This is a genomic window from Stenotrophomonas sepilia (genome assembly GCF_003244875.1).
Classification (GTDB): Bacteria; Pseudomonadota; Gammaproteobacteria; order Xanthomonadales; family Xanthomonadaceae; genus Stenotrophomonas; species Stenotrophomonas sepilia.
In genome coordinates this window covers 1-24,396 of sequence record NZ_LXXZ01000031.1, presented here as the reverse complement: position 1 = coordinate 24,396, position 24,396 = coordinate 1, and the positions used below count along the sequence as shown (strand labels likewise).

General features: G+C 66.1%; 16 protein-coding genes. 7 read left to right on the top strand and 9 right to left on the bottom strand.

What is annotated here, in order from left to right:
- Positions 1-77: 77 nt before the first annotated feature.
- The 3 genes from acnB to A7X97_RS04850 are packed head-to-tail and all read right to left on the bottom strand — an operon-like array spanning position 78 to position 3,343.
- On the bottom strand, positions 78-2,669 hold the full coding sequence (gene acnB / locus A7X97_RS04860; protein WP_111007659.1) for a bifunctional aconitate hydratase 2/2-methylisocitrate dehydratase: 2,592 nt from the start codon (positions 2,667-2,669) through the stop codon (positions 78-80).
- A gap of 44 nt (positions 2,670-2,713) precedes the next feature.
- Entirely contained in the window at positions 2,714-3,112 is a 399-nt protein-coding gene (locus A7X97_RS04855) for a type II toxin-antitoxin system VapC family toxin (RefSeq protein WP_005416402.1), read from the bottom strand.
- Positions 3,113-3,118: 6 nt separating this feature from the next.
- Positions 3,119-3,343, bottom strand: a complete 225-nt coding sequence (locus tag A7X97_RS04850; protein WP_005409505.1) for an AbrB/MazE/SpoVT family DNA-binding domain-containing protein — start codon at positions 3,341-3,343, stop codon at positions 3,119-3,121.
- A 183-nt stretch (positions 3,344-3,526) separates the two neighbouring features.
- On the opposite strand from A7X97_RS04850, the gene bamE reads away from it, so the two are divergent.
- Both bamE and acnA read left to right on the top strand, forming a co-directional pair.
- Positions 3,527-3,886 (top strand): outer membrane protein assembly factor BamE domain-containing protein, encoded by a 360-nt coding sequence (gene bamE, locus A7X97_RS04845; RefSeq protein WP_069138623.1) that lies wholly within the window; start codon positions 3,527-3,529, stop codon positions 3,884-3,886.
- Positions 3,887-4,263: 377 nt separating this feature from the next.
- Entirely contained in the window at positions 4,264-7,017 is a 2,754-nt protein-coding gene (gene acnA, locus A7X97_RS04840) for an aconitate hydratase AcnA (protein ID WP_072168982.1), read from the top strand.
- A 146-nt stretch (positions 7,018-7,163) separates the two neighbouring features.
- Here the strand turns inward: acnA and A7X97_RS04835 are convergent, their stop codons facing one another.
- On the bottom strand, positions 7,164-8,714 hold the full coding sequence (locus A7X97_RS04835; RefSeq protein ID WP_061479285.1) for a BCCT family transporter: 1,551 nt from the start codon (positions 8,712-8,714) through the stop codon (positions 7,164-7,166).
- A 170-nt stretch (positions 8,715-8,884) separates the two neighbouring features.
- Between A7X97_RS04835 and betI the strand changes: the two genes are divergently transcribed.
- From betI to A7X97_RS04810, 5 genes are all read left to right on the top strand, one after another.
- On the top strand, positions 8,885-9,475 hold the full coding sequence (betI, locus tag A7X97_RS04830) for a transcriptional regulator BetI (RefSeq protein WP_065177626.1): 591 nt from the start codon (positions 8,885-8,887) through the stop codon (positions 9,473-9,475).
- 38 nt (positions 9,476-9,513) lie between these two features.
- Positions 9,514-10,986 (top strand): betaine-aldehyde dehydrogenase, encoded by a 1,473-nt coding sequence (gene betB / locus A7X97_RS04825; protein ID WP_088497664.1) that lies wholly within the window; start codon positions 9,514-9,516, stop codon positions 10,984-10,986.
- 101 nt (positions 10,987-11,087) lie between these two features.
- Entirely contained in the window at positions 11,088-12,770 is a 1,683-nt protein-coding gene (betA, locus tag A7X97_RS04820; protein ID WP_072168986.1) for a choline dehydrogenase, read from the top strand.
- 222 nt (positions 12,771-12,992) lie between these two features.
- Positions 12,993-14,669: a long-chain fatty acid--CoA ligase gene (locus A7X97_RS04815; protein WP_065177624.1), complete on the top strand. Its 1,677-nt coding sequence runs from the start codon at positions 12,993-12,995 to the stop codon at positions 14,667-14,669.
- 161 nt (positions 14,670-14,830) lie between these two features.
- The gene (locus A7X97_RS04810) at positions 14,831-15,703 is read left to right on the top strand and encodes a crotonase/enoyl-CoA hydratase family protein (RefSeq protein ID WP_065184932.1); all 873 of its coding nucleotides are present in this window, start codon (positions 14,831-14,833) and stop codon (positions 15,701-15,703) included.
- A 70-nt stretch (positions 15,704-15,773) separates the two neighbouring features.
- Here A7X97_RS04810 and A7X97_RS04805 read toward each other — a convergent pair whose 3' ends face one another.
- The 5 genes from A7X97_RS04805 to A7X97_RS04785 form a co-directional block, all read right to left on the bottom strand.
- Positions 15,774-17,948 carry a response regulator gene (locus A7X97_RS04805; RefSeq protein ID WP_088497663.1) on the bottom strand — a complete coding sequence of 725 codons (2,175 nt, stop codon included), beginning with the start codon at positions 17,946-17,948 and terminating at the stop codon, positions 15,774-15,776.
- Positions 17,945-19,090: a cyclic di-GMP phosphodiesterase response regulator RpfG gene (gene rpfG, locus A7X97_RS04800; RefSeq protein WP_049435901.1), complete on the bottom strand. Its 1,146-nt coding sequence runs from the start codon at positions 19,088-19,090 to the stop codon at positions 17,945-17,947. The genes A7X97_RS04805 and rpfG overlap by 4 nt, the downstream gene beginning before the upstream one ends.
- 204 nt (positions 19,091-19,294) lie before the next feature.
- Positions 19,295-20,806 carry a lysine--tRNA ligase gene (gene lysS / locus A7X97_RS04795; RefSeq protein WP_072168989.1) on the bottom strand — a complete coding sequence of 504 codons (1,512 nt, stop codon included), beginning with the start codon at positions 20,804-20,806 and terminating at the stop codon, positions 19,295-19,297.
- Between the two features lie 146 nt (positions 20,807-20,952).
- Positions 20,953-22,593: an acetolactate synthase large subunit gene (locus A7X97_RS04790; protein ID WP_072168990.1), complete on the bottom strand. Its 1,641-nt coding sequence runs from the start codon at positions 22,591-22,593 to the stop codon at positions 20,953-20,955.
- A gap of 63 nt (positions 22,594-22,656) precedes the next feature.
- Entirely contained in the window at positions 22,657-24,042 is a 1,386-nt protein-coding gene (locus tag A7X97_RS04785) for an NAD-dependent succinate-semialdehyde dehydrogenase (protein WP_111007658.1), read from the bottom strand.
- Between the last annotated feature and the right edge of the window lie 354 nt (positions 24,043-24,396).

Genomic DNA, 24,396 nt, shown 5'->3' with positions numbered 1-24,396 from the left:
GCCAGCGGCCGGCACTACCATGCGTCGTCCGCTCACAAAAAACCCCCGGCGCGAGCCGGGGGTTTTCCGTTACCGCATCAGGCAGCGACCGTGCTGGCCACGTCCTGGTATTCCTCGATCTGGTCGAAGTTCATGTAGCGGTAGATCTCCGCACCATTGGCGTTGATCACGCCGATGTCCGCCATGTACTCCTCCTTGGTCGGGATGCGGCCCAGACGCGAGCAGATCGCCGCCAGTTCCGCCGAACCCAGGTACACGTTGGTGTTGCGGCCCAGACGGTTCGGGAAGTTGCGGGTCGAGGTCGACATCGCGGTGGAACCTTCGCGGATCTGCGCCTGGTTGCCCATGCACAGCGAGCAGCCCGGCATTTCCATACGAGCGCCGGTAGCACCGAAGGTGCCGTACACGCCTTCCTTGGTCAGTTCCGAGGCGTCCATCTTGGTCGGCGGGGCCACCCACAGGCGGGTCGGCAGGTCACGCTTGCCTTCCAGCAGCTTGGCAGCGGCGCGGAAGTGGCCGATGTTGGTCATGCACGAACCGATGAACACCTCGTCGATCTTGGCACCGGCCACTTCGGACAGGGTCTTCACGTCGTCCGGGTCGTTCGGGCAGGCCACGATCGGCTCGTGGATGTCGGCCAGGTCGATCTCGATGACGGCGGCGTATTCGGCGTCCGCATCCGGCTCCAGCAGCTGCGGGTTGGCCAGCCACGCTTCCATCTTCTCGATACGGCGCTGCAGCGAGCGCGGATCCTGGTAACCCTCGGCAATCATCCACTTCAGCAGGGTGATGTTGCTGGTCAGGTACTCGATGATCGGCTCCTTGTTCAGGCGCACCGAGCAACCGGCCGCCGAACGCTCGGCCGAGGCGTCGGACAGTTCGAACGCCTGTTCGACCTTCAGATCCGGCAGGCCTTCGATTTCCAGGATACGGCCGGAGAAGATGTTCTTCTTGCCCGCCTTGGCCACGGTCAGCAGGCCCGACTTGATCGCGTACAGCGGGATCGCGTTGACCAGGTCACGCAGGGTCACGCCCGGCTGCATCTTGCCCTTGAAGCGCACCAGCACCGACTCCGGCATGTCCAGCGGCATCACGCCGGTGGCGGCAGCGAAGGCGACCAGGCCCGAGCCGGCCGGGAACGAAATACCCACCGGGAAACGGGTGTGCGAATCACCACCGGTACCGACGGTGTCCGGCAGCAGCATGCGGTTGAGCCAGCTGTGGATCACGCCGTCGCCCGGGCGCAGCGAAACGCCGCCACGGGTGGAGATGAACTCCGGCAGGGTGTGGTGGGTCTTGACGTCCACCGGCTTCGGGTAAGCGGCAGTGTGGCAGAACGACTGCATCACCAGGTCGGCCGAGAAGCCCAGGCAGGCCAGGTCCTTCAGCTCGTCACGGGTCATCGGGCCGGTAGTGTCCTGCGAGCCGACCGAGGTCATCTTCGGTTCGCAGTAGGTGCCCGGGCGCATGCCCTGGCCTTCCGGCAGGCCACAGGCGCGGCCGACCATCTTCTGCGCCAGCGAGAAGCCCTTGCCGGTATCGGCCGGCTGCACCGGCAGGCGGAACAGGTCGGTCGGGGCCAGGCCCAGCGCTTCGCGCGCCTTGCCGGTCAGGCCACGACCGATGATCAGCGGGATGCGGCCACCGGCACGCACCTCGTCGAACAGCACGTCGGACTTGACCTGGAACTCGGCGATCACTTCGCCGTTCTTCAGCGCCTTGCCTTCGTACGGACGCAGCTCGATGACATCGCCGTGCTCCATCTTCGACACGTCCAGCTCGATCGGCAGCGCACCGGCATCTTCCATGGTGTTGTAGAAGATCGGGGCGATCTTGCCGCCCAGGCACACGCCACCGGCGCGCTTGTTCGGGATGTACGGAATGTCATCGCCGGTCCACCACAGCACGCTGTTGGTGGCCGACTTGCGCGAGGAGCCGGTGCCGACCACGTCGCCGACGTAGGCGACCAGGTGGCCCTTGTCCTTCAGCGACAGGATCTGCTGGATCGGGCCGCGCTTGCCGTCTTCTTCCGGGGTGAACGGCGCGTCGTCGCGCTTGTTCTTCAGCATCGCCAGGGCGTGCATCGGAATGTCCGGGCGGGTGGTCGCGTCCGGTGCTGGCGACAGGTCATCGGTGTTGGTTTCGCCCGGCACCTTGAACACGGTGACGGTCAGGCTCTGCGGCACTTCCGGGTTGCTGGTGAACCACTCAGCCTCGGCCCAGCTCTGCAGCACGGCCTGGGCGTTGGCGTTGCCGGCCTTCGCCTTCTCCTGCACGTCATGGAACGCATCGAACACCAGCAGGGTCTTCTTCAGGCCATTGGCAGCGATAGCGCCAACGCTGGCGTCGTCCAGCAGCTGGATCAGCGGCGCAACGTTGTAGCCGCCGAGCATGGTGCCCAGCAGTTCGGTGGCGCGCTCGCGGCTGATCAGCGGGTTCTGCTCGCTGCCCAGGGCGATCGCCGCCAGGTACGAGGCCTTGACCTTGGCCGCGTCATCGACGCCGGCCGGCACGCGGTGGGTCAGCAGGTCGAGCAGGAACTCGGCCTCGCCCTGCGACGGGTTCTTCAGCAGTTCGATGACATCGGCCGTCTGCTGCGCGCTCAGCGGCAGCGGCGGGATGCCAAGCGCAGCGCGCTCGGCGACGTGGTGGCGGTAGGCTTCCAACATGACAACTCCCGGGTAATGCGTAGGTTGAAAAATCAAAAGTGGGCTCAGGCGTGCGGCACGATCAGCTTCAGGCCCTTGAAGTAGTCGCGGTAAAACGTGTCGTTCCAGGTGATCAGGCCATCGCACTGCAGCAGTGCGTGGGCGCCGACCATGAATTCGTCCAGGCTGCGACGGCTGCCGCCGCGCTGACGGTGACGGCGGTGCATCTCGCCGGCGCGCAGCGCCGACTTGGCCTCCATCGGGTTGAAGTGCACGCCCATCTCTTCCAGTGCTTCGAGCACCTCGGCACCACCGCGCAGCGATGCGCACACTTCGGCGAGGGTTGCGCCACAGACCACCACGCGGCCACCGACCAGGCTCTGCCGGAGGATGGCTTCCACGGCATCGGCCTGCGGGCCATTGCTGAGCAGCTCGACCAGTACCGGTGAATCGACGGCGATCATCACGGCTTATTCCTCGTCGCGCACCGCGCGTACTGCCGCATCGGACGACTCGAAGCCGTCCAGCGCGAACTTGCCGCGCGCCCGTGAAATGGCATCGTCAACACTCTTGCGCAGGATGATGCGGCTGCCGTCCAGCTCGACCTTCAGCAGCGTGCCCTTGGTCAGGCCGAGGGCATCGCGCACCGCCTTGGGCAGGGTGATCTGTCCGCGTTCTGCAACGGTGGCTTCCATAGGTAGGCCTCAAAAAGTATGTATGAATTATACATACCTGACGTAAACACCTCAAATCGGGCGAATTGTGACCTTGAACCAGAACCAGTCGCATTCGACCGCTAGACTGGCCGGGCAGCCCTCGCTGTACCGGGCCGGGACACTCCGGCACCGCACGCCCCCTCTCTCATAAAAGGACGTTCAATGCGCGCATTCATTCTGACCCTGGCTCTGGCCACCCCCCTGGCCCTGGCCGCAGGCCCGGCCCACGCCAATCCGTTCGCGGCCCACACCACCGGCACTGAGATCACCCAGAAGCAACTGGACGAGCTGGAGGTGGGCAAGGCGACCCAGGACCAGGTCCGCGAGAAGTTTGGAGCGCCGACGCGTCGTGAGCAGCTTGGCGACACCCAGGTCTGGTACTACGACTACGCCAAGATCAAGCACTTCGGAAAGAACGTGCAGGAATCGACCGTCTTTGAGTTCGGCAAGGACAACGTACTCAAGGTGAAATCCAAGGGCGCGGCTCCCGCCAAGACCGGCAATCCGTTCCTGGGTGGCTGATCGCCACTGACTGGCGCGCTGCCCGTCGGCGGCGCGCCCCCCGTGCCCGGTCAAGAACGCCTCGACCGCCACGATGACCATCGCTCAGCACGGCTCCGCCCCCAGCGCCTGCAGCCCCCCCCATGCTGCCCTCCACCTGTCCCCCGGCGCCATACGGCACTGCCTCGAGCCTGTCAGCCCGCACTAAGTCCGGCGGCGCCATGACACGAAAACTACATACGAATTTATAACCTTGCGTTCTGAGCCCGCAGTTCTGCGGCCCCGACGGCATCGGCGATACTGGCCTTCTGCCCGGCGGCACGGACTGCCGGCCACCGCAAGCAGGCCTGCCCATGCGCGGGCCACTGCAAGCCATCCGCAAGAAGGAGTTAACCCGCATGAGCGATTCGTTCTCCACCCGCAGCCAGCTGAATGTCGGTGGCAAGACCTACGACTACTTCAGCCTGCCCACGCTGGGCCAGCGCTTCGATATCTCCCACCTGCCCTACTCGATGAAGATCCTGCTGGAGAACCTGCTCCGGCACGAGGACGGCGGCATCACCGTCGGCAAGGACCACATCGAAGCCGTGGCCCGCTGGAACCCGGCGGCCGAGCCGGACACCGAGATCGCCTTCATGCCGGCGCGCGTGGTCCTGCAGGACTTCACTGGCGTGCCCTGCGTGGTCGACCTGGCCGCGATGCGCGACGCCGTCGTCAAGCTCGGCGGCAAGCCGGAGCAGATCAACCCGCAGATTCCCTCCGAACTGGTCATCGACCACTCGGTGCAGGTCGATGTGTTCGGAAAGCCCGACGCGCTGGACCTCAACGGCAAGATCGAGTTCCAGCGCAACCAGGAACGCTACGGCTTCCTGCGCTGGGGACAGAAGGCCTTCGACAACTTCAAGGTGGTGCCGCCCAACACCGGCATCGTCCACCAGGTGAACCTGGAGAACCTGGCCCGCGTGGTGATGACCGCGCAGAAGGATGGCAAGGACATTGCCTACCCCGACACCGTGTTCGGTACCGACAGCCATACCACCATGATCAACGGCATCGGCGTGCTCGGCTGGGGCGTGGGTGGCATCGAAGCCGAGGCCGCCATGCTCGGCCAGCCATCGTCGATGCTGATTCCGCAGGTCGTCGGCTTCAAGCTGACCGGCAAGCTGCCCGAAGGCGCCACCGCCACCGACCTGGTGCTGACCGTCACCCAGATGCTGCGCAAGCTGGGCGTGGTCGGCAAGTTCGTCGAGTTCTACGGTGACGGCCTGCAGCACCTGCCACTGGCCGACCGCGCCACCATCGGCAACATGGCCCCGGAATACGGCGCCACCTGCGGCATCTTCCCGATCGACGCCGAATCGCTGAACTACCTGCGCCTGTCCGGTCGCAGCGAAGAGCAGATCAACCTGGTCGAGGCCTATGCCAAGGCGCAGGGCCTGTGGCACGAACCGGGCAGCCCGCACGCCCAGTACAGCAGCACGCTGGAACTGGACATGGGCACGGTGAAGCCGTCGCTGGCCGGCCCGAAGCGCCCGCAGGACCGCGTCCTGCTGGAAGACGTGCAGAAGAACTACCGCGAAGCGCTGGTCGGCATGACCGCCAACCGTGACAAGCGCAGCGAGGACGTTGCCACCTTCGTCAACGAAGGCGGCGGCGCCGCCGTCGGCAACGAGCAGCTGGCCAAAGGCTTCGCCGACATCGAGATCGAAGGCCGCAAGGTGCGGCTGAAGGATGGCGCGGTGGTGATCGCGGCCATCACCTCGTGCACCAACACCTCCAACCCGGCGGTGATGATCGGTGCCGGCCTGCTGGCCCGCAATGCGGCCGCCAAGGGCCTGAACCGCCAGCCGTGGGTCAAGACCTCGCTCGGCCCGGGCTCGCGCGTGGTCACCGACTACCTGGAAAAGGCCGGTGTGCTGAAGGAGCTGGAGAAGATCGGCTTCTACGTGGTCGGCTACGGCTGCACCACCTGCATCGGCAACTCCGGCCCGCTGCCGACCGAAGTCAGCGCCGGCATCGCCGCCGGCGACCTGGTGGTGACCTCGGTGCTGTCAGGCAACCGCAACTTCGAGGGCCGCGTGCACCCCGAAGTGAAGATGAACTACCTGGCCAGCCCGCCGCTGGTGGTGGCCTATGCCATCGCCGGCACCACCGACATCGACCTGACCACCCAGCCGCTCGGCACCGGCAGCGACGGCCAGCCCGTGTTCCTGCGCGACATCTGGCCGAGCAACAAGGAAATCGGCGACGTCATCGCCGCCACCATTGGCCCGGAGATGTTCAAGCAGAACTACGCCGATGTGTTCAAGGGCGATACCCGCTGGAACACCATCGCCTCGCCGGACGGCAACCTGTACGCGTGGAGCGACGCCTCCACCTACATCAAGAACCCGCCCTACTTCGATGGCATGACCATGCAGACCGGCAGCATCGACGACGTGCACGGCGCACGCGTGATGGGCCTGTTCGGCGACTCGATTACCACCGACCACATTTCCCCGGCCGGCAACATCAAGAAGGACTCGCCGGCAGGCCGCTTCCTGCAGGAGCGCGGCGTGCAGCCGGCCGACTTCAACAGCTACGGCAGCCGTCGCGGCAACGATGACGTGATGGTCCGCGGCACCTTCGCCAACATCCGCATCAAGAACCTGATGTTCGGTGGCGAGGAAGGCGGCAACACCCTGTACTACCCGGCCGGTGGTGGCCAGCCGGAGAAGCTGGCGATCTACGATGCGGCCATGAAGTACAAGGCCGACAAGGTGCCGCTGGTGGTGCTGGCCGGCAAGGAATACGGCACCGGCTCGTCGCGTGACTGGGCGGCCAAGGGCACCCTGCTGCTGGGGGTGAAGGCGGTCATCGCCGAGAGCTTCGAGCGCATCCACCGCTCCAACCTGGTCGGCATGGGCGTGCTGCCGCTGCAGTTCCGCAACGGCGAGAACGCACAGACGCTGGGCCTGGACGGCTCGGAAGTGATCGACATCACCGGCCTGCAGGACGGTGCCAGCAAGCGCGCCACGGTCACCGCGACCAAGGCCGATGGCACGAAGAAGACCTTTGAGGTCTCGGTGATGCTGCTGACCCCGAAGGAAGTCGAGTACTTCCGCCATGGTGGCTTGCTGCAGTACGTGCTGCGCCAGCTGGCAGCCAAGTAACGGCGCGGCTGCGCCCGATTGAGGAAAGGGCCGGATCCTTGCGGATCCGGCCCTTTGCGTTTGCGATGCCCTTGTAGAGCCGAGCCTGCGCTCGGCTGCTTCTGCGCCAACAGCAGCCGAGCATGGGCTCGGCTCTACAGAAGCGATCACCGGCGCGGCGCATCCGGGTCGGTGCGCAGGGCCTTCAACAGGCCCCACATGTAGAACGCCAGGGTGAACGAGAACGGCAGGCCGCACAGCACCACCGCGGTCTGCATCGCGCTGAAATTGCCAGCCAGCAGTAGGCCGACGCTGGCCACAGTGATGCCGGCGGCCCAGAACACGCGCAGCCAGATCGGCGCGTCATGGCCATCTTCCACGCCATCGTCAACGCGACGCGTGCACAGGTTGGCGATCATCAGCGTGCCCGAGTCGACCGGGGTCAGGAACAGCACGAAGCCGATCACCACCGCAGCACCGGCCACGTACGGCGCCGCAGGCAGGTATTCCAGCAGCTTGAACAAGGTCATCGCTGCATCGTGCTGGGCCACGTCACCCAGGATCGCCTGGCCATGGTTGAGCACCAGGTCGATGGCGGTGTTGCCGAAGATCGACAGCCAGGCCAGGGTGAAGCCGAGCGGGATCAGCAACACGCCCAAGATCACTTCGCGGATGGTGCGGCCGCGCGAGATGCGCGCCACGAAAAGGCCGACGAACGGCGCCCAGGCGATCCACCACGCCCAGTAGAACAGCGTCCACGACCCCATCCACTCGCGACCCTTGGGGTCGTTGAGGTACATGTCGAAGCTCTTGCGCACGAACGCGCCGAGGTAGTCGCCGGTGTTCTGGATCAGGCCGTCGAACAGGTGCAGGGTCGGGCCGGTGACCAGCACGAACAGCAGCAGGCCGCACAGCAGGCGCACGTTGAGGTTGGACAGCCAGGCAATGCCTTTTTCCACGCCGGCGACCACGCCGATGGTGGCCACCACCATCATCACCAGCACGATCGCCACCAGCACCTGCGGCGTATCCGGGATGTGGAACAGGTAGACCAGGCCGGACTGCACCACCAGCGCGCCGATGCCGAGGTTGGTCACCATCGAGATCAGCGTGGCCAGGATGCCGAAGCCATCGACCATGTCGCCGATGCGGCCATGAATGCGCTCACCGAAGACCGGGTACAACGCAGAGCGCAGCGCCAGCGGCAGGTCCCGGCGATAGGCGAAATAGCCCAGTGCCACGCCGACCAGCGCATACAGCGCCCAGCCATGCAGGCCCCAGTGCAGGAAGGTCAGCACCATCGCCTCGCGGCCGGCGGCCACGGTGCCGCCGGGCTGCCCGGGCGGATTGAGGAAATGATCCAGCGGCTCGTAGGCGCCGTAGTACAGCAGCGCGATGCCGATGCCGGCCGAGAACAGCATCGAGACCCAGGCCACGTAGCCGAAGGCCGGTGATTCCTCGTTGTGGCCCAGGCGGATGCGGCCGTACGGCGAGAACGCCAGCCACAACACGAAGCCCAGGCACAGCACGATCAGCAGCATGTACCACCAGCCGAACGCGGCCGAGACCTCGGCCTGCGCCCATTGCAGCCAGTGCTCGCTGCCTTCGGGATAGAGAACGGTGAGCAGCCCGAGGATGCCGATCGACACCGAGGAGCTGAGGAAGACAAAACGGTTCAAGCGCAGGGGCGAACGCTTGGGATGAGCCAGGGAAGACATGGGGTCGTCTCATCAAGTCCGAGGGAGCACATGGGCGGGGCCGGACCGGTAAACCGGGCCCATGGCGTGGGGCGCGAGCGCATCCTAGGGTTTATTGATTGAACGTTCAATCAATAAAAAGCATAATGGCGGGCAGCCCGATCCTTCGGGTCGCAAACCGTGGAGAGACAATGCCGAAGAAAGGCGTGGAACCGGTACGGCGCGAACAGCTGATCCGGGCCACTTTCCAGACCATCGACGAGATCGGCATGGCCGATGCCACCGTCGCCACCATCGCGAAGAAGGCGGGGTTGTCCAGCGGCATCGTCGCCCACTACTTCGGCGACAAGGACGGCCTGCTCAATGCTGCAATGCGGCAGATCCTGCGCGAACTGAAGGACGCCGTCGCCCGCTACCGCGCCGACGCCAGCGACAACCCGCGCGAGCAGCTGCGCGCCATCGTCGATGGCAACTTCGACGACAGCCAGATCAACGGCACCGCGATGCGCGTCTGGCTCACCTTCTGGGCCGCCAGCATGCACCAGCCGGAACTGGCCCGGCTGCAGCGCGCCAACGACCAGCGCCTGTTCTCCAACCTGTGCCACCAGTTCAACCGCCTGCTGCCCCATCCGCAGGCCCGCCTGGCCGCCCGCGGCCTGGCCGCGATGATTGATGGCCTATGGCTGCGCGGCAGCCTGGTCGGCGGCCAGTTCAACGCCGAGAAGTCCCGGCGCATCGCTTACGGCTACATCGACTTCCAGTTGCAGGCTGCCGCGCTATAAGCGCTTCAGCACCCGCCCCCTTCCAAGGAGTACGCCCCATGTCCACCCTGCCCGTCCAACAGCTCTACATCCACGGCCAGCGCGTCGATGCCACCAGCGGCAAGACCTTCAAGACCATCAACCCGGCCACCGGCGAGGTGATCGCCGAGGTGCAGGTCGCCAGCCAGGCCGACGTCGAACGCGCCGTGCAGAGCGCAGCCGAAGGCCAGAAGGTGTGGGCCGCGATGACCGCCATGGAGCGCTCGCGCATCCTGCGCCGCGCCGTCGAGCTCCTGCGCGAGCGCAACGACGAACTGGCCCACCTGGAAACCCTGGACACCGGCAAGGCGCTGGCCGAGACCACCACCGTGGACATCGTCACCGGTGCCGACGTGGTCGAGTACTACGCCGGCCTGGCCACCGCCATCGAAGGCATCCAGTTGCCGCTGCGCGAATCGAGCTTCTTCTACACCCGTCGCGAGCCGCTGGGCGTGGTCGCCGGCATCGGTGCCTGGAACTACCCCATCCAGATCGCCATGTGGAAGTCGGCACCGGCGCTGGCCGCGGGCAACGCGATGGTGTTCAAGCCGTCCGAAGTGACCCCGCTGACCGCGATCCGGCTGGCCGAAATCTACACCGAAGCCGGCGTGCCGGCCGGCGTGTTCAACGTCGTGCAGGGCCCGGGCCGCGAGATCGGCCAGTGGCTGACCGAGCACCCGGTGATCGAAAAGATCTCCTTCACCGGTGGCGTCGCCACTGGCAAGAAGGTCATGGCCAGCGCGGCGTCCTCGTCGCTGAAGGAAGTGACCATGGAACTGGGCGGCAAGTCGCCGCTGGTGATCTGCGACGACGCCGACCTGGACCGCGCCGCCGACATTGCGGTGATGGCCAACTTCTTCAGCTCCGGCCAGGTCTGCACCAACGGCACCCGCGTGTTCGTGCCGCGCAGCATGCTGGCCGCATTCGAGGCGGCCGTCGTCGAGCGCGTCAAGCGCATCCGCATCGGCGACCCGATGGCCGCCGAGACCAACTTCGGCCCGCTGACCAGCTTCCCGCACATGGAAAACGTGCTGCGCTACATCGAGAGTGGCAAGGCCGAAGGTGCCCGCCTGCTGACCGGCGGCGGCCGTGCCACCGAAGGCGCGCTGGCCAACGGCGCCTACGTGCTGCCGACCGTGTTCTCCGACTGCCGCGATGACATGACCATCGTCAAGGAAGAGATCTTCGGGCCGGTGATGAGCATCCTCGCCTATGACGACGAAGACGAAGTGGTACGTCGTGCCAACGACACCACCTTCGGCCTCGCCGCCGGCGTGGTCAGCAAGGACATCAGCCGCGCCCACCGCATCATCCATCGCCTGGAAGCCGGCATCTGCTGGATCAACACCTGGGGTGAATCGCCGGCCGAAATGCCGGTCGGTGGCTACAAGGAATCCGGCGTCGGCCGCGAGAACGGTATCTCCACCCTCGGCCACTACACCCGCATCAAGTCGGTGCAGGTCGAGCTGGGCGACTACGCCAGCGTGTTCTGACCGGCGCGCCCCGAGCACGCCCCATCGTCCGGCCTCCGCGCCGATCCGACATTCCACCGGGACGCCTGCATGCAGCGCGCCCCGGCCTGCAGGAGACACCCATGAGCACCCATAACGAGTACGACTACATCATCATCGGCGCCGGTTCAGCCGGCAACGTGCTGGCGACCCGCCTCACCGAGGATGCCGATGTCAGCGTGCTGCTGCTGGAAGCCGGTGGCCCGGACTACCGGCTCGACTTCCGTACCCAGATGCCGGCGGCGCTGGCCTTCCCGCTGCAGGGCAAGCGCTACAACTGGGCGTACAAGACCGATCCGGAGCCCTTCATGAACAACCGCCGCATGGACTGCGGCCGCGGCAAGGGCCTGGGTGGCTCGTCGCTGATCAACGGCATGTGCTACATCCGCGGCAACGCGATGGACTACGACAACTGGGCCAGCATGCCGGGCCTGGAAGACTGGACCTACCTGGACTGCCTGCCCTACTTCCGCAAGGCCGAAACCCGCGACATCGGCCCTAATGACTACCACGGCGGTGACGGCCCGCTGCGCGTGACCACGCCGAAGGCCGGCAACAACGAACTGTTCGCTGCGATGGTCGAAGCCGGCGTGCAGGCCGGCTACCCGCGCACCGACGACCTCAACGGCTACCAGCAGGAAGGCTTCGGCCCGATGGACCGCACGGTGACCCCGAACGGCCGTCGTTCCAGCACCGCCCGCGGCTACCTGGACCTGGCCAAGCCACGCCCGAACCTGACCATCGTCACCCACGCGCTGACCGACCGCATCCTCTTCTCGGGCAAGCGCGCGGTGGGCGTGCAGTGGCTGCACCACGACCAGCCGCAGCGTGCCACCGCCCGCCGCGAGGTGCTGCTGTGCGGCGGCGCCATCGCCTCGCCGCAGATCCTGCAGCGCTCGGGCGTCGGCCCGGCCGACCTGCTGCGCAGCCTCGACATCGACCTGGTGCACCACCTGCCGGGCGTCGGCGCCAACCTGCAGGATCACCTTGAGATGTACCTGCAGTACGAATGCAAGAAGCCGGTGTCGCTGGCGCCGGCGCTGAAGCTGTACAACCAGCCGGCGATCGGTGCCGAGTGGCTGTTCCTGGGCACCGGCATCGGCGCCAGCAACCAGTTCGAGGCCGGTGGCTTCATCCGCAGCGACGCCGAGTTCGACTGGCCGAACCTGCAGTACCACTTCCTGCCGGTGGCGATCAACTACAACGGCTCCAACCCGATCAAGGCGCACAGCTTCCAGATGCACGTCGGCTCGATGCGCTCGCCCAGCCGTGGCCGCATCCATGTGCGCTCGAAGGACCCGCGCGAACATCCGAGCATCCTGTTCAACTACATGTCGCACGAGCAGGACTGGCGCGAATTCCGCGCGGCGATCCGCATCACCCGCGAGATCTTCGCGCAGCCGGCGCTGGCCCCGTACAGCGGCCGCGAGATCTCGCCGGGCAGTGCACTGCAGACCGACGCGCAGATCGATGCATTCGTGCGCGAGCATGCCGAGACCGCCTACCACCCGTCGTGCTCGAACAAGATGGGCCATGCCGATGACCCGATGGCGGTGGTCGATGGCCAGGGTCGCGTGCACGGCCTGGAAGGCCTCCGCATCGTCGATGCCTCGATCATGCCGCAGGTGGTGACCGGCAACCTCAACGCGCCGACCATCATGATGGCCGAGAAGCTGGCCGACGTGATCCGCGGCCGCACCCCGCTGGCCCGCAGCACTGCGCCGTACTACAAGGCCAACGGCGCACCGGTGCGCAAGCAGGGCTGACGCAAGCGGCCCGGTTGGCGCCACGGTAGTGCCGGCCGCTGGCCGGCACCAACCGGAATCCCGATCGAGCACAGATGCCGGCCAGCGGCCGGCACTACCCAGCAAAGAGGCCCTTCGGGGCCTCTTCGCGTTTTCCCTACGGCGGGGTATGCTGCAATGACCGGCCGTTGTCGATACGCTCAGGGCCGGAACCTAATACATCACGATTCCTGGAGGGGGAATATGAGTCTGGATCGTCCCTGGCTGCAGAGCTATCCGAAAGGCGTTCCCGCCGAGATCGACGTCAACGAGTTCCATTCGGTAGCTTCGGTCTTCGACGCTTCCGTCGCGAAATTCCGCGACCGTCCCGCCTACTCCAGCTTCGGCAAGGTCCTCACCTATGGCGAGACCGACGCGCTGGTCAATCAGTTCGCGGCCTACCTGCTGGGAGAGCTCAAGCTCAAGAAGGGTGACCGCGTCGCCCTGATGATGCCCAACTGCCTGCAGTACCCGGTGGCCACCTTCGGCGTGCTGCGCGCCGGCCTGACCGTGGTCAATGTCAATCCGTTGTACACCGCGCGCGAGCTCAAGCACCAGCTGATCGATGCCGGCGTGACCGCACTGGTGGTGGTCGACAACTTCGGCGACACCGTCGAGCAGGTCATCGCCGATACGCCGGTCAAGCACGTGATCACCACCGGCCTGGGCGACCTGCTTGGCGCCAAGGGCGTGATCGTCAACTTCGTGCTGAAGTACATCAAGAAGATGGTGCCCAACTACCATCTCAAGGGCGCGGTGCGCTTCCGCCAGGCGCTGAAGATCGGCAGCCGCCACAGCCTGCCCCAGGTCGAGATCGACCACGACGACATTGCGTTCCTGCAGTACACCGGCGGCACCACCGGCGTGGCCAAGGGCGCGATGCTGACCAACCGCAACCTGATCGCCAACATGCAGCAGGCCTCGGCCTGGATCAGTGCGTCGGGCATCGAGATGGGCAAGGAGTGGATCATCACCGCCCTGCCGCTGTACCACATCTTCGCACTGACCGCGAACGGGCTGGTCTTCATGAAGTTCGGTGGCTGCAACCACCTGATCACCAATCCGCGTGACATGAAGGGCTTCGTCAAGGAGCTCAAGTCGGTGCGCTTCACCGCCATCACCGGCGTCAACACGCTGTTCAATGGCCTGCTCAACACCCCCGGCTTCGACACGGTCGACTTTTCCTCGCTGAAGGTCACCCTGGGCGGCGGCATGGCGGTGCAACGCGCCGTGGCCGAGCGTTGGAAGAAGGTCACCGGGGTGACCCTGGTCGAGGCGTATGGCCTGACCGAGACCTCGCCGGCGGCCTGCATCAACCCGCTCACCCTGACCGAATACAACGGCTCGATCGGCTTGCCGATCCCGTCCACCGATGCCTGCATCAAGGACGACAACAGCGCCATCCTGCCGCTGGGCGAGGTCGGCGAGCTCTGCATCAAGGGCCCGCAGGTGATGAAGGGCTACTGGCAGCGCCCGGAGGAAACCGCCAAGGCGATCGATGCCGACGGCTGGCTGCATACCGGCGACATGGCGAAGATGGACGAACACGGCTTCTTCTACATCGTCGACCGCAAGAAGGACATGATCCTGGTGTCCGGCTTCAACGTGTACCCGAATGAAGTCGAGGACGTGATCGCGATGATGCCGGGCGTGCTGGAAGTGGCCGCGGTCGGCGTGCCGGACGAAAAGTCCGGGGAAGTGGTCAAGGTGGTCATCGTGAAGAAGGACCCGAACCTGACCGCCGAAATGGTCAAGGAGCATGCCCGGGCCAACCTGACCGGCTACAAGCACCCCAAAATCGTTGAATTCCGAAAGGAGCTGCCGAAGACCAATGTCGGCAAGATCCTCCGCCGCGAACTCCGCGATACGCCCGCCCAGTAAGGGTTTGCGGCAATTTGAACGATGCAGGGCCCGGGGCGGAAACGTCCCGGGCCCTTTCGCATGCGACGCCCCTGGGGCGGTGTAGCATCGCCGCGTGTGTGGACCGTTCGGCCCGCCGGCCACCCACCTGACACTGCGGGCCGCATGCCGAGGACCCTTCCATGAGTACCATCGAAAAGCTGCCTTCAAGCGGCTCACCGTTCGCCACCATCCGCACCGAAGACAGCGCCGGCGGCGCTGCCCACTGGCTGTTCATGCACGCCGATGCCGCCACCGGGATCCGCCCCTGCTGCCGCAAGGACATGCTCGACGAGATGTGGAGCTACATGGCGGCCATCACCCGCAGCCCTGCCGAACGCCACAGCGGAACATTGCGGCATTTCGTGCTGGCCTCCGATGCCGTCGCCTACAATCTGGGCGGCGACCTGGACCTGTTCACACGCCTGATCCGCGAAGGCAACCGCGACCTCCTGCTGAACTATGCCCAGCGCTGCGTGGAGGGCGTGCACCACCTGCACACCGGGTTCGGCGGCGACGTCCGTTCGATCGCGCTGATCCAGGGTGACGCCCTCGGCGGCGGGCTGGAAATGGCCCTGGCCTGCCACACCATCGTCGCCGAGGAAGGCAGCGGACTGGGCCTGCCGGAGGTGCTGTTCGGCCTGTTCCCGGGCATGGGTGCGTACTCCTTCCTGTGCCGGCGCGTGTCCCCCCACCTGGCCGAGAAGATCATCCTCGACGGCCGGGTCTACAGCGCCGAGGAGATGCACGCGATGGGCGTGGTCGACGTGCTGGTGAAGAAGGGCGAAGGCCGGGCGGCGGTGGAAGAACTGATCCGCCAGCAGCAGCGCACACCGCAGTCCTATCTGGCGATGAACGCCGCACGCGCCATCGCCCAGCCGGTCAGCTACGACGAACTGCTGGAGATCACCAAGGTTTGGGTCGATTCCGCCCTGGCCCTCGGCGACCGTTCGCTGCGCACCATGGACCGCCTGATCAAGGCCCAGACCCGTCGCGCCAGCCTCGACGCGGCCTGATTCATCCCTCCCCCAGGATGGGTTCAAGCCCGGTTGGCCACCGGGCTTTTTTTATGCACCCTGCCGTGGTTCAACGCGCCTCGCCATCGTCGGCAGCGCCGCGCAGCCGGCGTTCGGCCCGTGCCTCCAGCGCGCGCCGGCCTTCCTTGATCGCCTCCTGCAGGATGCCCAGGCGCTGGCGCCATTCGGTCTTCAGCTGCCAGTCGGCCATCCGCATCAGCTCGCCGGCACGGTTGGACGCGCGCATCAGGCCAAGGTTGCTGGCCACGCCCTTGATCGCGTGGGATTGTTCGCGGAACACATCCCACTGCGTGGCCTCACCGGCCTGCTCGGCCTTGCCCATGCAGCCCGCCACGTCCTCCAGGCATTGGCGGATGAACTCACGTTCGAAGCCCTCGCCCATGCCCAGCGAGGCCAGCTCGTCCAGCACGCTGCTGTCGAGCACCCCATCCTGCAGCGCCATCGGTCGCACCACCGGTGCGGCCATGGTCTTCAGCTGGGCATTGCTGGCGATCTCGGCCAGGGTATCGAGCAGGCGCACCGCCACCACGGGCTTGGCCAGGAACGCATGCGCCCCAGCCTGGGTACAGCGCTGGATCGCCTCGGGGGTAACATCGGCGCTGAGCACCAGCACCGGCGTGCGCGGTCCGCCGCCGGCCTGCATCACCCGCAACTCCTTCAGCATGTCCAGCCCGCTCATGCCCGGCATGTGCAGGTCGACGATGACCGCGTCGAACTCACTGTCGGCCAGCGCATCCAGCACCGCCTCACCGCCATCCACGCACAGCACGCGATGCCCGGCCTTCTGCAGCAGGCGCTGCAGGACCATGCGGTTGGCCTCGTGGTCGTCGGCCACCAGGATCTGCATGCTCCGCACGCGGGCGCGATGGCGCAGGAACGGGTCGGCAAATGCGATCACGTTGCCGCCCGGCCCCACGTCGTCGTCGCCGGTCAGGCTCGGCACCGCACCCGGCACCTGCGGCTGCGGCGGCGCGAACGGCAGCTCGACCCAGAAGTGGCTGCCGCGCGGCGGGTTTTCCAGATAGCCGATGTCACCGTCCATCGCCTCGACCAGGCCCTTGGCGATGGTTGTGCCCAGCCCGGTGCCCTCATGGCGACGCGCCATGCTGACGTCAGCCTGCTCGAAGGCGTCGAACAGCCGCGCACGCATGGCCGGGGCCACGCCGATGCCGGTGTCGAGGATGTCGAAGCGCAGCCGCACCGCGCCACTGGTATCGGCCTGCACCACGCTGACACGGATTTCGACCCGGCCGTGATCGGTGAACTTGACCGCGTTGCCGGCCAGGTTCAGCAGGATCTGCCGCAGGTGCCCGACGTCTCCGCGCACGCGTGGCGGCACACCATCGGCGACCTTCACCCGGTAATCCAAGCGCTTGGCCTTGGCCTGCGGCAACAGGATCAGCCCGATCGCCTGGATCACGTCGGCCACGGCGAAGTCTTCGGCCACCACGCGCAGCTTGCCGGCCTCGATGGCCGAGATGTCCAGCACTTCCTCCACCAGCGCCAGCAGGCTGCGCGAAGACGCCTGGATGGTGTTGAGGCACTCGCGCTGCTCATCGTCCAGGCGCGTGGTCGCCAGTACTTCGGTCATGCCGTTGAGGCCGTTCAACGGCGTGCGGAACTCGTGGCTCATGTTGGCCAGGAAACGGCTCTTGGCCTCGCTGGCACGGCGCGCCTCGGCCATCGCTTCGGTCAGCTGCCGCAGCAGCGTCGAGAAGTACAGCGGCACCGCCGCCAGGCCGAGCCAGAGGCCGATGGCCAGACGGAAATTCTGTTGCCAGTAAGGCGTCAGCAGCACCGTGCAACCGAAGCTCACCATCGCCATCGCCACCGCCACGTACAGGTAGTGGTGGCCGAAGCGCATGCCGTTGCCGACCGTCACCCACATCACCACGATGTAGACCCAGGCCAGGGGCTCGCCCATCTGCACCATGCCGGCAGCGATCAGGCCATAGTCGGCGAGCATGCCCAGCACGCGGCGGGGATCGGAACGCGCCGGCCGCCACAGCAGCCAGCCGAACAACAGCAGCGACAGGCTCAGGCCGGTCAATACGATCGCCAGCACGCCCACGTACTGCGTGTGCGGCAGGTCGTGGCGCGGCGCCGGCAACAGCACGTAGGCCAGGATCAAGCTGATCAGGACAATACGGACGATCTGCTGGCCGTGTTCGCTGTCCTGGCGCTGGGACAGGCGCAGCCGCAGCTGCGACAACAGCCGTTTCACGCGCCCAGCCCCGGGCGCGCGGACGCCATCGAATGCTCGGCGCAGATCTGGTCCAGCTGTTCGCGGCCGCGCAGCAGCGCGTCCACGCATCGGGGATCGAACAGCCGGCCACGCTGGGCGTAGAGATAAGCCAGGGTGGCTTCCATGGTCCATGCTTCCTTGTACGGACGGGGCGAAATCAGGGCGTCGAAGACATCGGCGACAGCCACGATGCGCGCTTCCAGCGGAATCGCATCGCCGACCAGCCCATCAGGATAGCCGCTGCCGTCGTAGCGCTCATGATGACGCAGTGCGATCAACGCGCCAACCTGGATGAAACGATTCTGGCTGCCGCTCAGCAGTTCATGGCCAATCCGCGGGTGCCGGCGCATGATCGCCAGCTCCTCCTCGTTGAGCTTGCCCTGCTTGAGCAGCACCGCATCGGGAATGGCGATCTTGCCCATGTCATGCAGCGGCGCAGCCATTTCGATCAGGCGCACCTCCTCCTCGGGCAGCCCGAGCTGTTCGGCAATCAGGCCGGCCACACGTGCCATGCGCTCCAGGTAGGCGCTGGTGCCGGCATCACGGAACTCGATCGCGCGCGCCAGCCGCGACAGCGTTTCGCGCTCCCGCTCTTCGACCTCATGCATGCTGGCCAGCAGGCGCTGCTCCAGCGACAGCGCCCGTTGCTTCACGTTCTCGGTCTGCTGGCGCAGCTGCAGCAGGTTGTAGCAGCGAGCACGCAGTTCGCGCGGGCGGATCGGCTTGACCAGGAAGTCGATGACGCCGGCTTCCAGTGCCGCCTGGCGGATCGGCTCGTCACCGACCACGGTGATCAGGATCACCGGAATGTCGCGGTGCTTGGGCAGGCGACGGAAACGACGGGCGAACTCCAGCCCATCCATCTCCGGCATACGGTAATCGAGCAGCAGCAGGTCGACCGGATGGGCTTCGCACCAGGCCAATGCGGTCAGCGGATCGCCGAAGTCATACACGCTCAGTTCCGGCGCGATGTCTTCGATGACGTGACGCAGCATCGTCCGGGCGGAAGTCTGGTCATCAACGATGACGATATTCAACGCGTACTCTGCCTGGTTTTTCGACCACGCTGGATCATCAGCAGGCGAGGATACTCTGCCGCTGCGAACGCTCGCACCCTGCATCGGCCTGACTCCCGTGTCATGCGTCCCGATTCATGATCGTCATCACAATGTGAAGCGGACTCCCCACACCGTGCCCTCCCCTGACGCCGATCAAGCCATAACAGGCGTCAAGATAGTGCAATTACGATACGCCGAGTGCGGGACGCGTCAATCGCGCCGTCTCGTTTCGGGACGGCGCGCACAATCGGGAGTCAAAAACGCGACTTACTGCTCCGGACGCATGTACGGGAACAGCAGCACATCGCGGATCGAGCTGCTGCCGGTCAGCAGCATCACCAGACGATCGACGCCGATGCCGAGGCCGCCGGTCGGGGCCATGCCGTACTCCAGCGCACGGATGTAGTCGGCGTCGTAGTGCATGGCCTCATCGTCGCCACCTTCCTTCGCGGCCACCTGGGCCTGGAAGCGCTGGGCCTGGTCTTCCGGGTCGTTCAACTCGGAGAAGCCATTGGCCAGCTCCTTGCCGTTGACGAACAGCTCGAAGCGGTCGGTGTAGCCCGGATCATTGTCGTTGGCACGGGCCAGCGGCGAGACTTCCACCGGATGGTCGGTGATGAAGGTCGGCTGGATCAGGGTGTGCTCGACGGTGGCCTCGAAGATCTCAAGCAGCAGCTTGCCCCAGCCGTAGGACGGCTTGACGCGGATGTTCAAGCGCTCGCAATGGCGCAGCAGCGCGTCACGGTCGGTGCAGTCGGCAACCGAGATTTCCGGGTTGTGGTGGCGCACGGCTTCGTCCATGCGCCAGCGGCGGAACGCCGGGCCCAGGTCGATCTTCGCCCCGTCCCACTCGACCTCGGTGCTGCCGTTGACCGTCCTGGCCACGTCACGGATCACGCCTTCGGTCAGGTCCATGATCTCGTTGTACGTGGCATAGGCCTCGTACAGCTCCATCATGGTGAATTCCGGATTGTGGCGGGTGCTGACGCCTTCGTTGCGGAAGTTGCGGTTGATCTCGTACACGCGCTCCAGGCCGCCCACGGTCAGGCGCTTGAGGTACAGCTCCGGCGCCACGCGCAGGTACAGGTCCAGGTCCAGCGCGTTGTGGTGGGTGGTGAACGGCTTGGCCGCCGCGCCGCCGGGGATGTAGTGCATCATCGGCGTTTCGACTTCCAGGAAGTCGCGGTTGTCCAGCCACGCACGCATGGCGCGGATGATCTTCGAGCGCTTGATGAAGACCGCGCGCGACTCCGGGGTGACGATCAGGTCGACGTAACGCTGGCGGTAACGCTGCTCGACGTCGGCCAGGCCATGCCACTTGTCCGGCAACGGACGCAGCGACTTGGTCAGCAGGCGGATCGACTCGGCCTTGACCGACAGCTCGCCGGTCTTGGTCCGGGTCAGGCCGCCTTCGACGGCGATGATGTCGCCCACGTCCCAGCCCTTGAACGCGGTGTAGGCATCGCCCAGCACGGCCCCCTGCAGGAACAGCTGGATGCGGCCGGACTCGTCCTGGATCTGCGCGAAGCTCGCCTTGCCCATGATGCGCTTGGCCATCAGGCGGCCGGCCATCTTCACCTGGCGGCCGTTGCCTTCCAGCGCCTCGGCGGTCCACTGCTCGGCATCGGCGAATTCTTCCTGCAGGCGGCCGGCGAAGTCCTCACGACGGAAATCGTTCGGGTACGCGATGCCCTGCCCACGCAGCGCTTTGAGTTTCTCACGGCGCTCGGCGATCAACTTGTTCTCGTCGACGGGGGGGGTATCGGTAGCTTCGCTCATGGATCTGCGGGAATCGTCTAGTGAGGGGGATCTTGCGCCCGGCGCGGCCGGCTCCACAGCATACCAAAACCGCCCTGCCCCGGCCTGGAGAGGGGTCAGATCCCTTTGCGCTGCAAAGGGATCTGACCCCATCAGCGGATCGGCGCCTACGCGTTCCCGGGGAACGCCTGCCGCAGCTCGTCCACCAGCACCCGCTGGTTCTCCGAGTAGTCGACCGGTACGGACACCAGGTGCACCCCGCCCTCGTTGAATGCCGCCTGCAGGGTCGGGATGAACTGCTCGATGGCGGTTACCTCATGCCCCTTGCAGCCATAGGCCTCGGCGTACTTCACGAAATCCGGGTTGCTGAAGGTCATGCCGTAGTCAGTGAAGCCATCCACCGCCTGCTTCCAGCGGATCATGCCGTAGGCGCCGTCGTTGAGGATCAGCACCACCAGGTTGAGCCCCAGCCGGCGCGCCGTCTCCAGCTCCTGGCTGTTCATCATGAAACCACCATCGCCACACACCGCCAGCACCCGGCGCTGTGGATACAGGATCGAGGCCATGATCGCCGATGGCAGGCCCGCGCCCATGGTCGCCAGCGCGTTGTCCAGCAGCAATGTGTTGGCCACCTGGGTACGGTAGTTGCGAGCGAACCAGATCTTGTACATGCCGTTGTCCAGCGCCACGATGCCGTCCGGCGGCATCACCTGGCGCACGTCGTGCACCAGCCGCTGCGGGGTAAAACGGGCCTCCTCGGCACGGTCGGCCAGATGCTCGAGGATGGTCGCGCGCAGCGGCAGCAGCGCGGCGGCATTCGGCACCGCGCCTTCGATGCGGTCGGCCAGCTGGGTCAGCGAACGGCCGATGTCGCCGATCACCTCCACCTGCGGGAAGTACACCTGTTCCACCGCCGCCTGCGAGTAGCCGATATGGATCACGGTCGGCCCGCCCGGGCGCATCACGAACGGCGGCTTCTCGGTGACCTCGTGGCCGATGGTCACGATCACGTCGGCCTGGTCGATCGCCATGTGCACGTAATCGCGCTCGGTGAGCGCTGCGGTGCCCATGTACAGGCCCGAGCCGCCGGCCACCGCGCCCTTGCCCATCTGCGTGGTGAAGAACGGAATGCCGGCGCGCAGCACGAACGCCGACAGCGCCTCGCTGGACTGCGGCCGCGACGCCGCCGAAGCGATCATCAGCAGCGGTCGCTTTGCACTGCGGATGGTCTCTGCCGCCCGATCCAACGCTTCCGGACTGGCGATGGAACGATCCACCGCGTGCGGCGGAACCAGCGCCACGCCTTCGACCTCATCGGCGGCGATGTCTTCGGGCAGCTCCAGCAGCACTGGGCCCGGCCGCTCTTCCTGGGCGACACGGAACGCCTCGCGGACGATGGTCGGGATCGTGCGCGCCGAGACGATCTGCCGTGCCTGCTTGGTCAACGGCTTCATCGTGCCGACGATGTCGACGATCTGGAAGCGCGCCTGCTTGCTGGCGACGATGCCCTTCTGGCCAGTGATCATGATCACCGGCCACGCACCGAGCAGCGCATAGGCGGCGCCGGTGGTGAAGTTGAGCGCGCCCGGACCGAGCGTGGCCAGGCACACGCCGGGCTTGCCGGTCAGGCGGCCATAGGTGGCGGCCATGAACACCGCTGCCTGCTCGTGGCGGGTGATGACCAGCTCGATGCTGGAATGACGAAGCGACTCGACCACGTCGAGGTTTTCCTCGCCGGGGATACCGAAAATGCGCTCGACGCCTTCGTTCTCAAGCGCGGCGACAAGCAGATCTGAACCCTTGGACATTGGAATGCCGTCCTTTTCGCTGGACTGATGGTGGATCGTTGCAGGAAGGAGGGAAGCTGCGCGTCAACGCTTGTCGAACCACACCGTCTGCGCGTTGACGAATTCGCGGATGCCGAAGTGCGAGAGCTCACGACCGAAGCCGCTCTTTTTTACGCCGCCGATCGGCACGCGCGGGTCTGAAGCGGAGAAGCCGTTGACGAACACGCCGCCGGTCTGCAGCCGGCGCGCCAGCTGCATGGCCCGCGCGCGGTCGCCGGTCCACAGGTTGCCGCTCAGGCCGAATTCGCTCTGGTTGGCCAGTTCCACCGCATGGTCGGCGTCGCGGGCGCGACTGATCGAGGCCACCGGCCCGAAGGTCTCGGTATCGAAGGCCTGCATGCCTGGCTCCACGTCGGCCAGCACGGTGGGTGCATAGAAGGCTCCCGGGCGATCCAGCGGGTGGCCGCCAACCAGCAGCCGCGCACCGGCCTCCACCGAAGCCCGTACCTGCGCATCGAGCTGCTCCAGCAGGTCCTGGCGCGCCATCGGGCCGATACGGTTGGCCGGGTCGCGGCCATCGCCGATGGTCAGTGCCTGCACCTTCTGGCAGAACTGCGCCACGAAACGATCGTAGATCGCGTCTTCGACGATGATGCGCTTTCCGGCGATGCAGACCTGCCCGGTGTTCTGGAAGCGCGAGGCTACCGCCGCATCAACGGCGGCGTCCAGATCGGCGTCGGCCAGTACGATGAACGGATCCGAGCCCCCCAGCTCCAGCACCACCCTCTTCAGCGCCTGCCCGGCCTGGGCGGCGATGCTGCGGCCTGCGGCCACGCTGCCGGTCAGGGTCACTGCGGCGATGCGATCATCGGCGATCGCGCGGCTGGTGCCCTCGCGGCTGATGTTGGCGGCGATGAAGGTGCCTTCCGGCAGGCCGGCATCGCGCCAGGCCGCGTCGAGCAGCTGCGCGGTACCGACGATGTTCTCGGCCGGCTTCAGCAGGAAGCCGTTGCCGCCCATCAGGATCGGCACCGCCGCACGCATCACCTGCCAGTACGGGAAGTTCCACGGCATGATGCCCAGCACCACGCCCAGCGGCAGGTAGGACACGTAGGCCTTGTCGTCGGGCACCTGGGTCGGTTCGTCGCGCAGGAACTGCGCGCCGTGGTCAGCGTACCAGTCGCACAGCACGGCACACTTCTCGATCTCGGCCAGCGATTCGGCCTGTACCTTGCCCATCTCGGCGGTAGCCAGCGCGGCCAGCTTTTCGCGGTCACGCCGCAGTACGGCGGCCATCGCACGCAGTACGTCTGCGCGCTGTTCGAGGCTCTTGACGCTCCAGGCCGCAAAGCCGACCTGGCCGCGATCGAGGATTGTTTCCAGCTCGGCATCGGTGGCGAAGGGATGGCTGGCGATCTGCTGGCCGGTGGCCGGATCGCGGGAAATGGCGGTGGTGGGGGCAGCGGACATGCAGGGCTCCTGTTGTCTCGGCAACGGGCAGCGGCCCGTCTTCTGCACAGGAATGTGGACCCGATTGGCGGAGGCAACAAGGCGTCTGCTTATCCTGTGACCTGCACTTACCTGTGTGAATGGGGTTATCGGCAGGGCTGCGCCCTGCACCCGCAGAGGCTTCAAGCCAAGCCGAGGCAACGGCAACGGCAACGGCAACGGCAGAAGCTGGCATTCCGTGGGTTGGCGGGGTGGGTCCGGTTGAGGGGGACGCTGCAAGTACATCCATGTAAGCTCGGTCGCCGCATCCATGCGGCTCACGCCCCCGCAACCGGACCCACCCCACCTTCGACAGAGTTCTGCGATCTGTCGGGG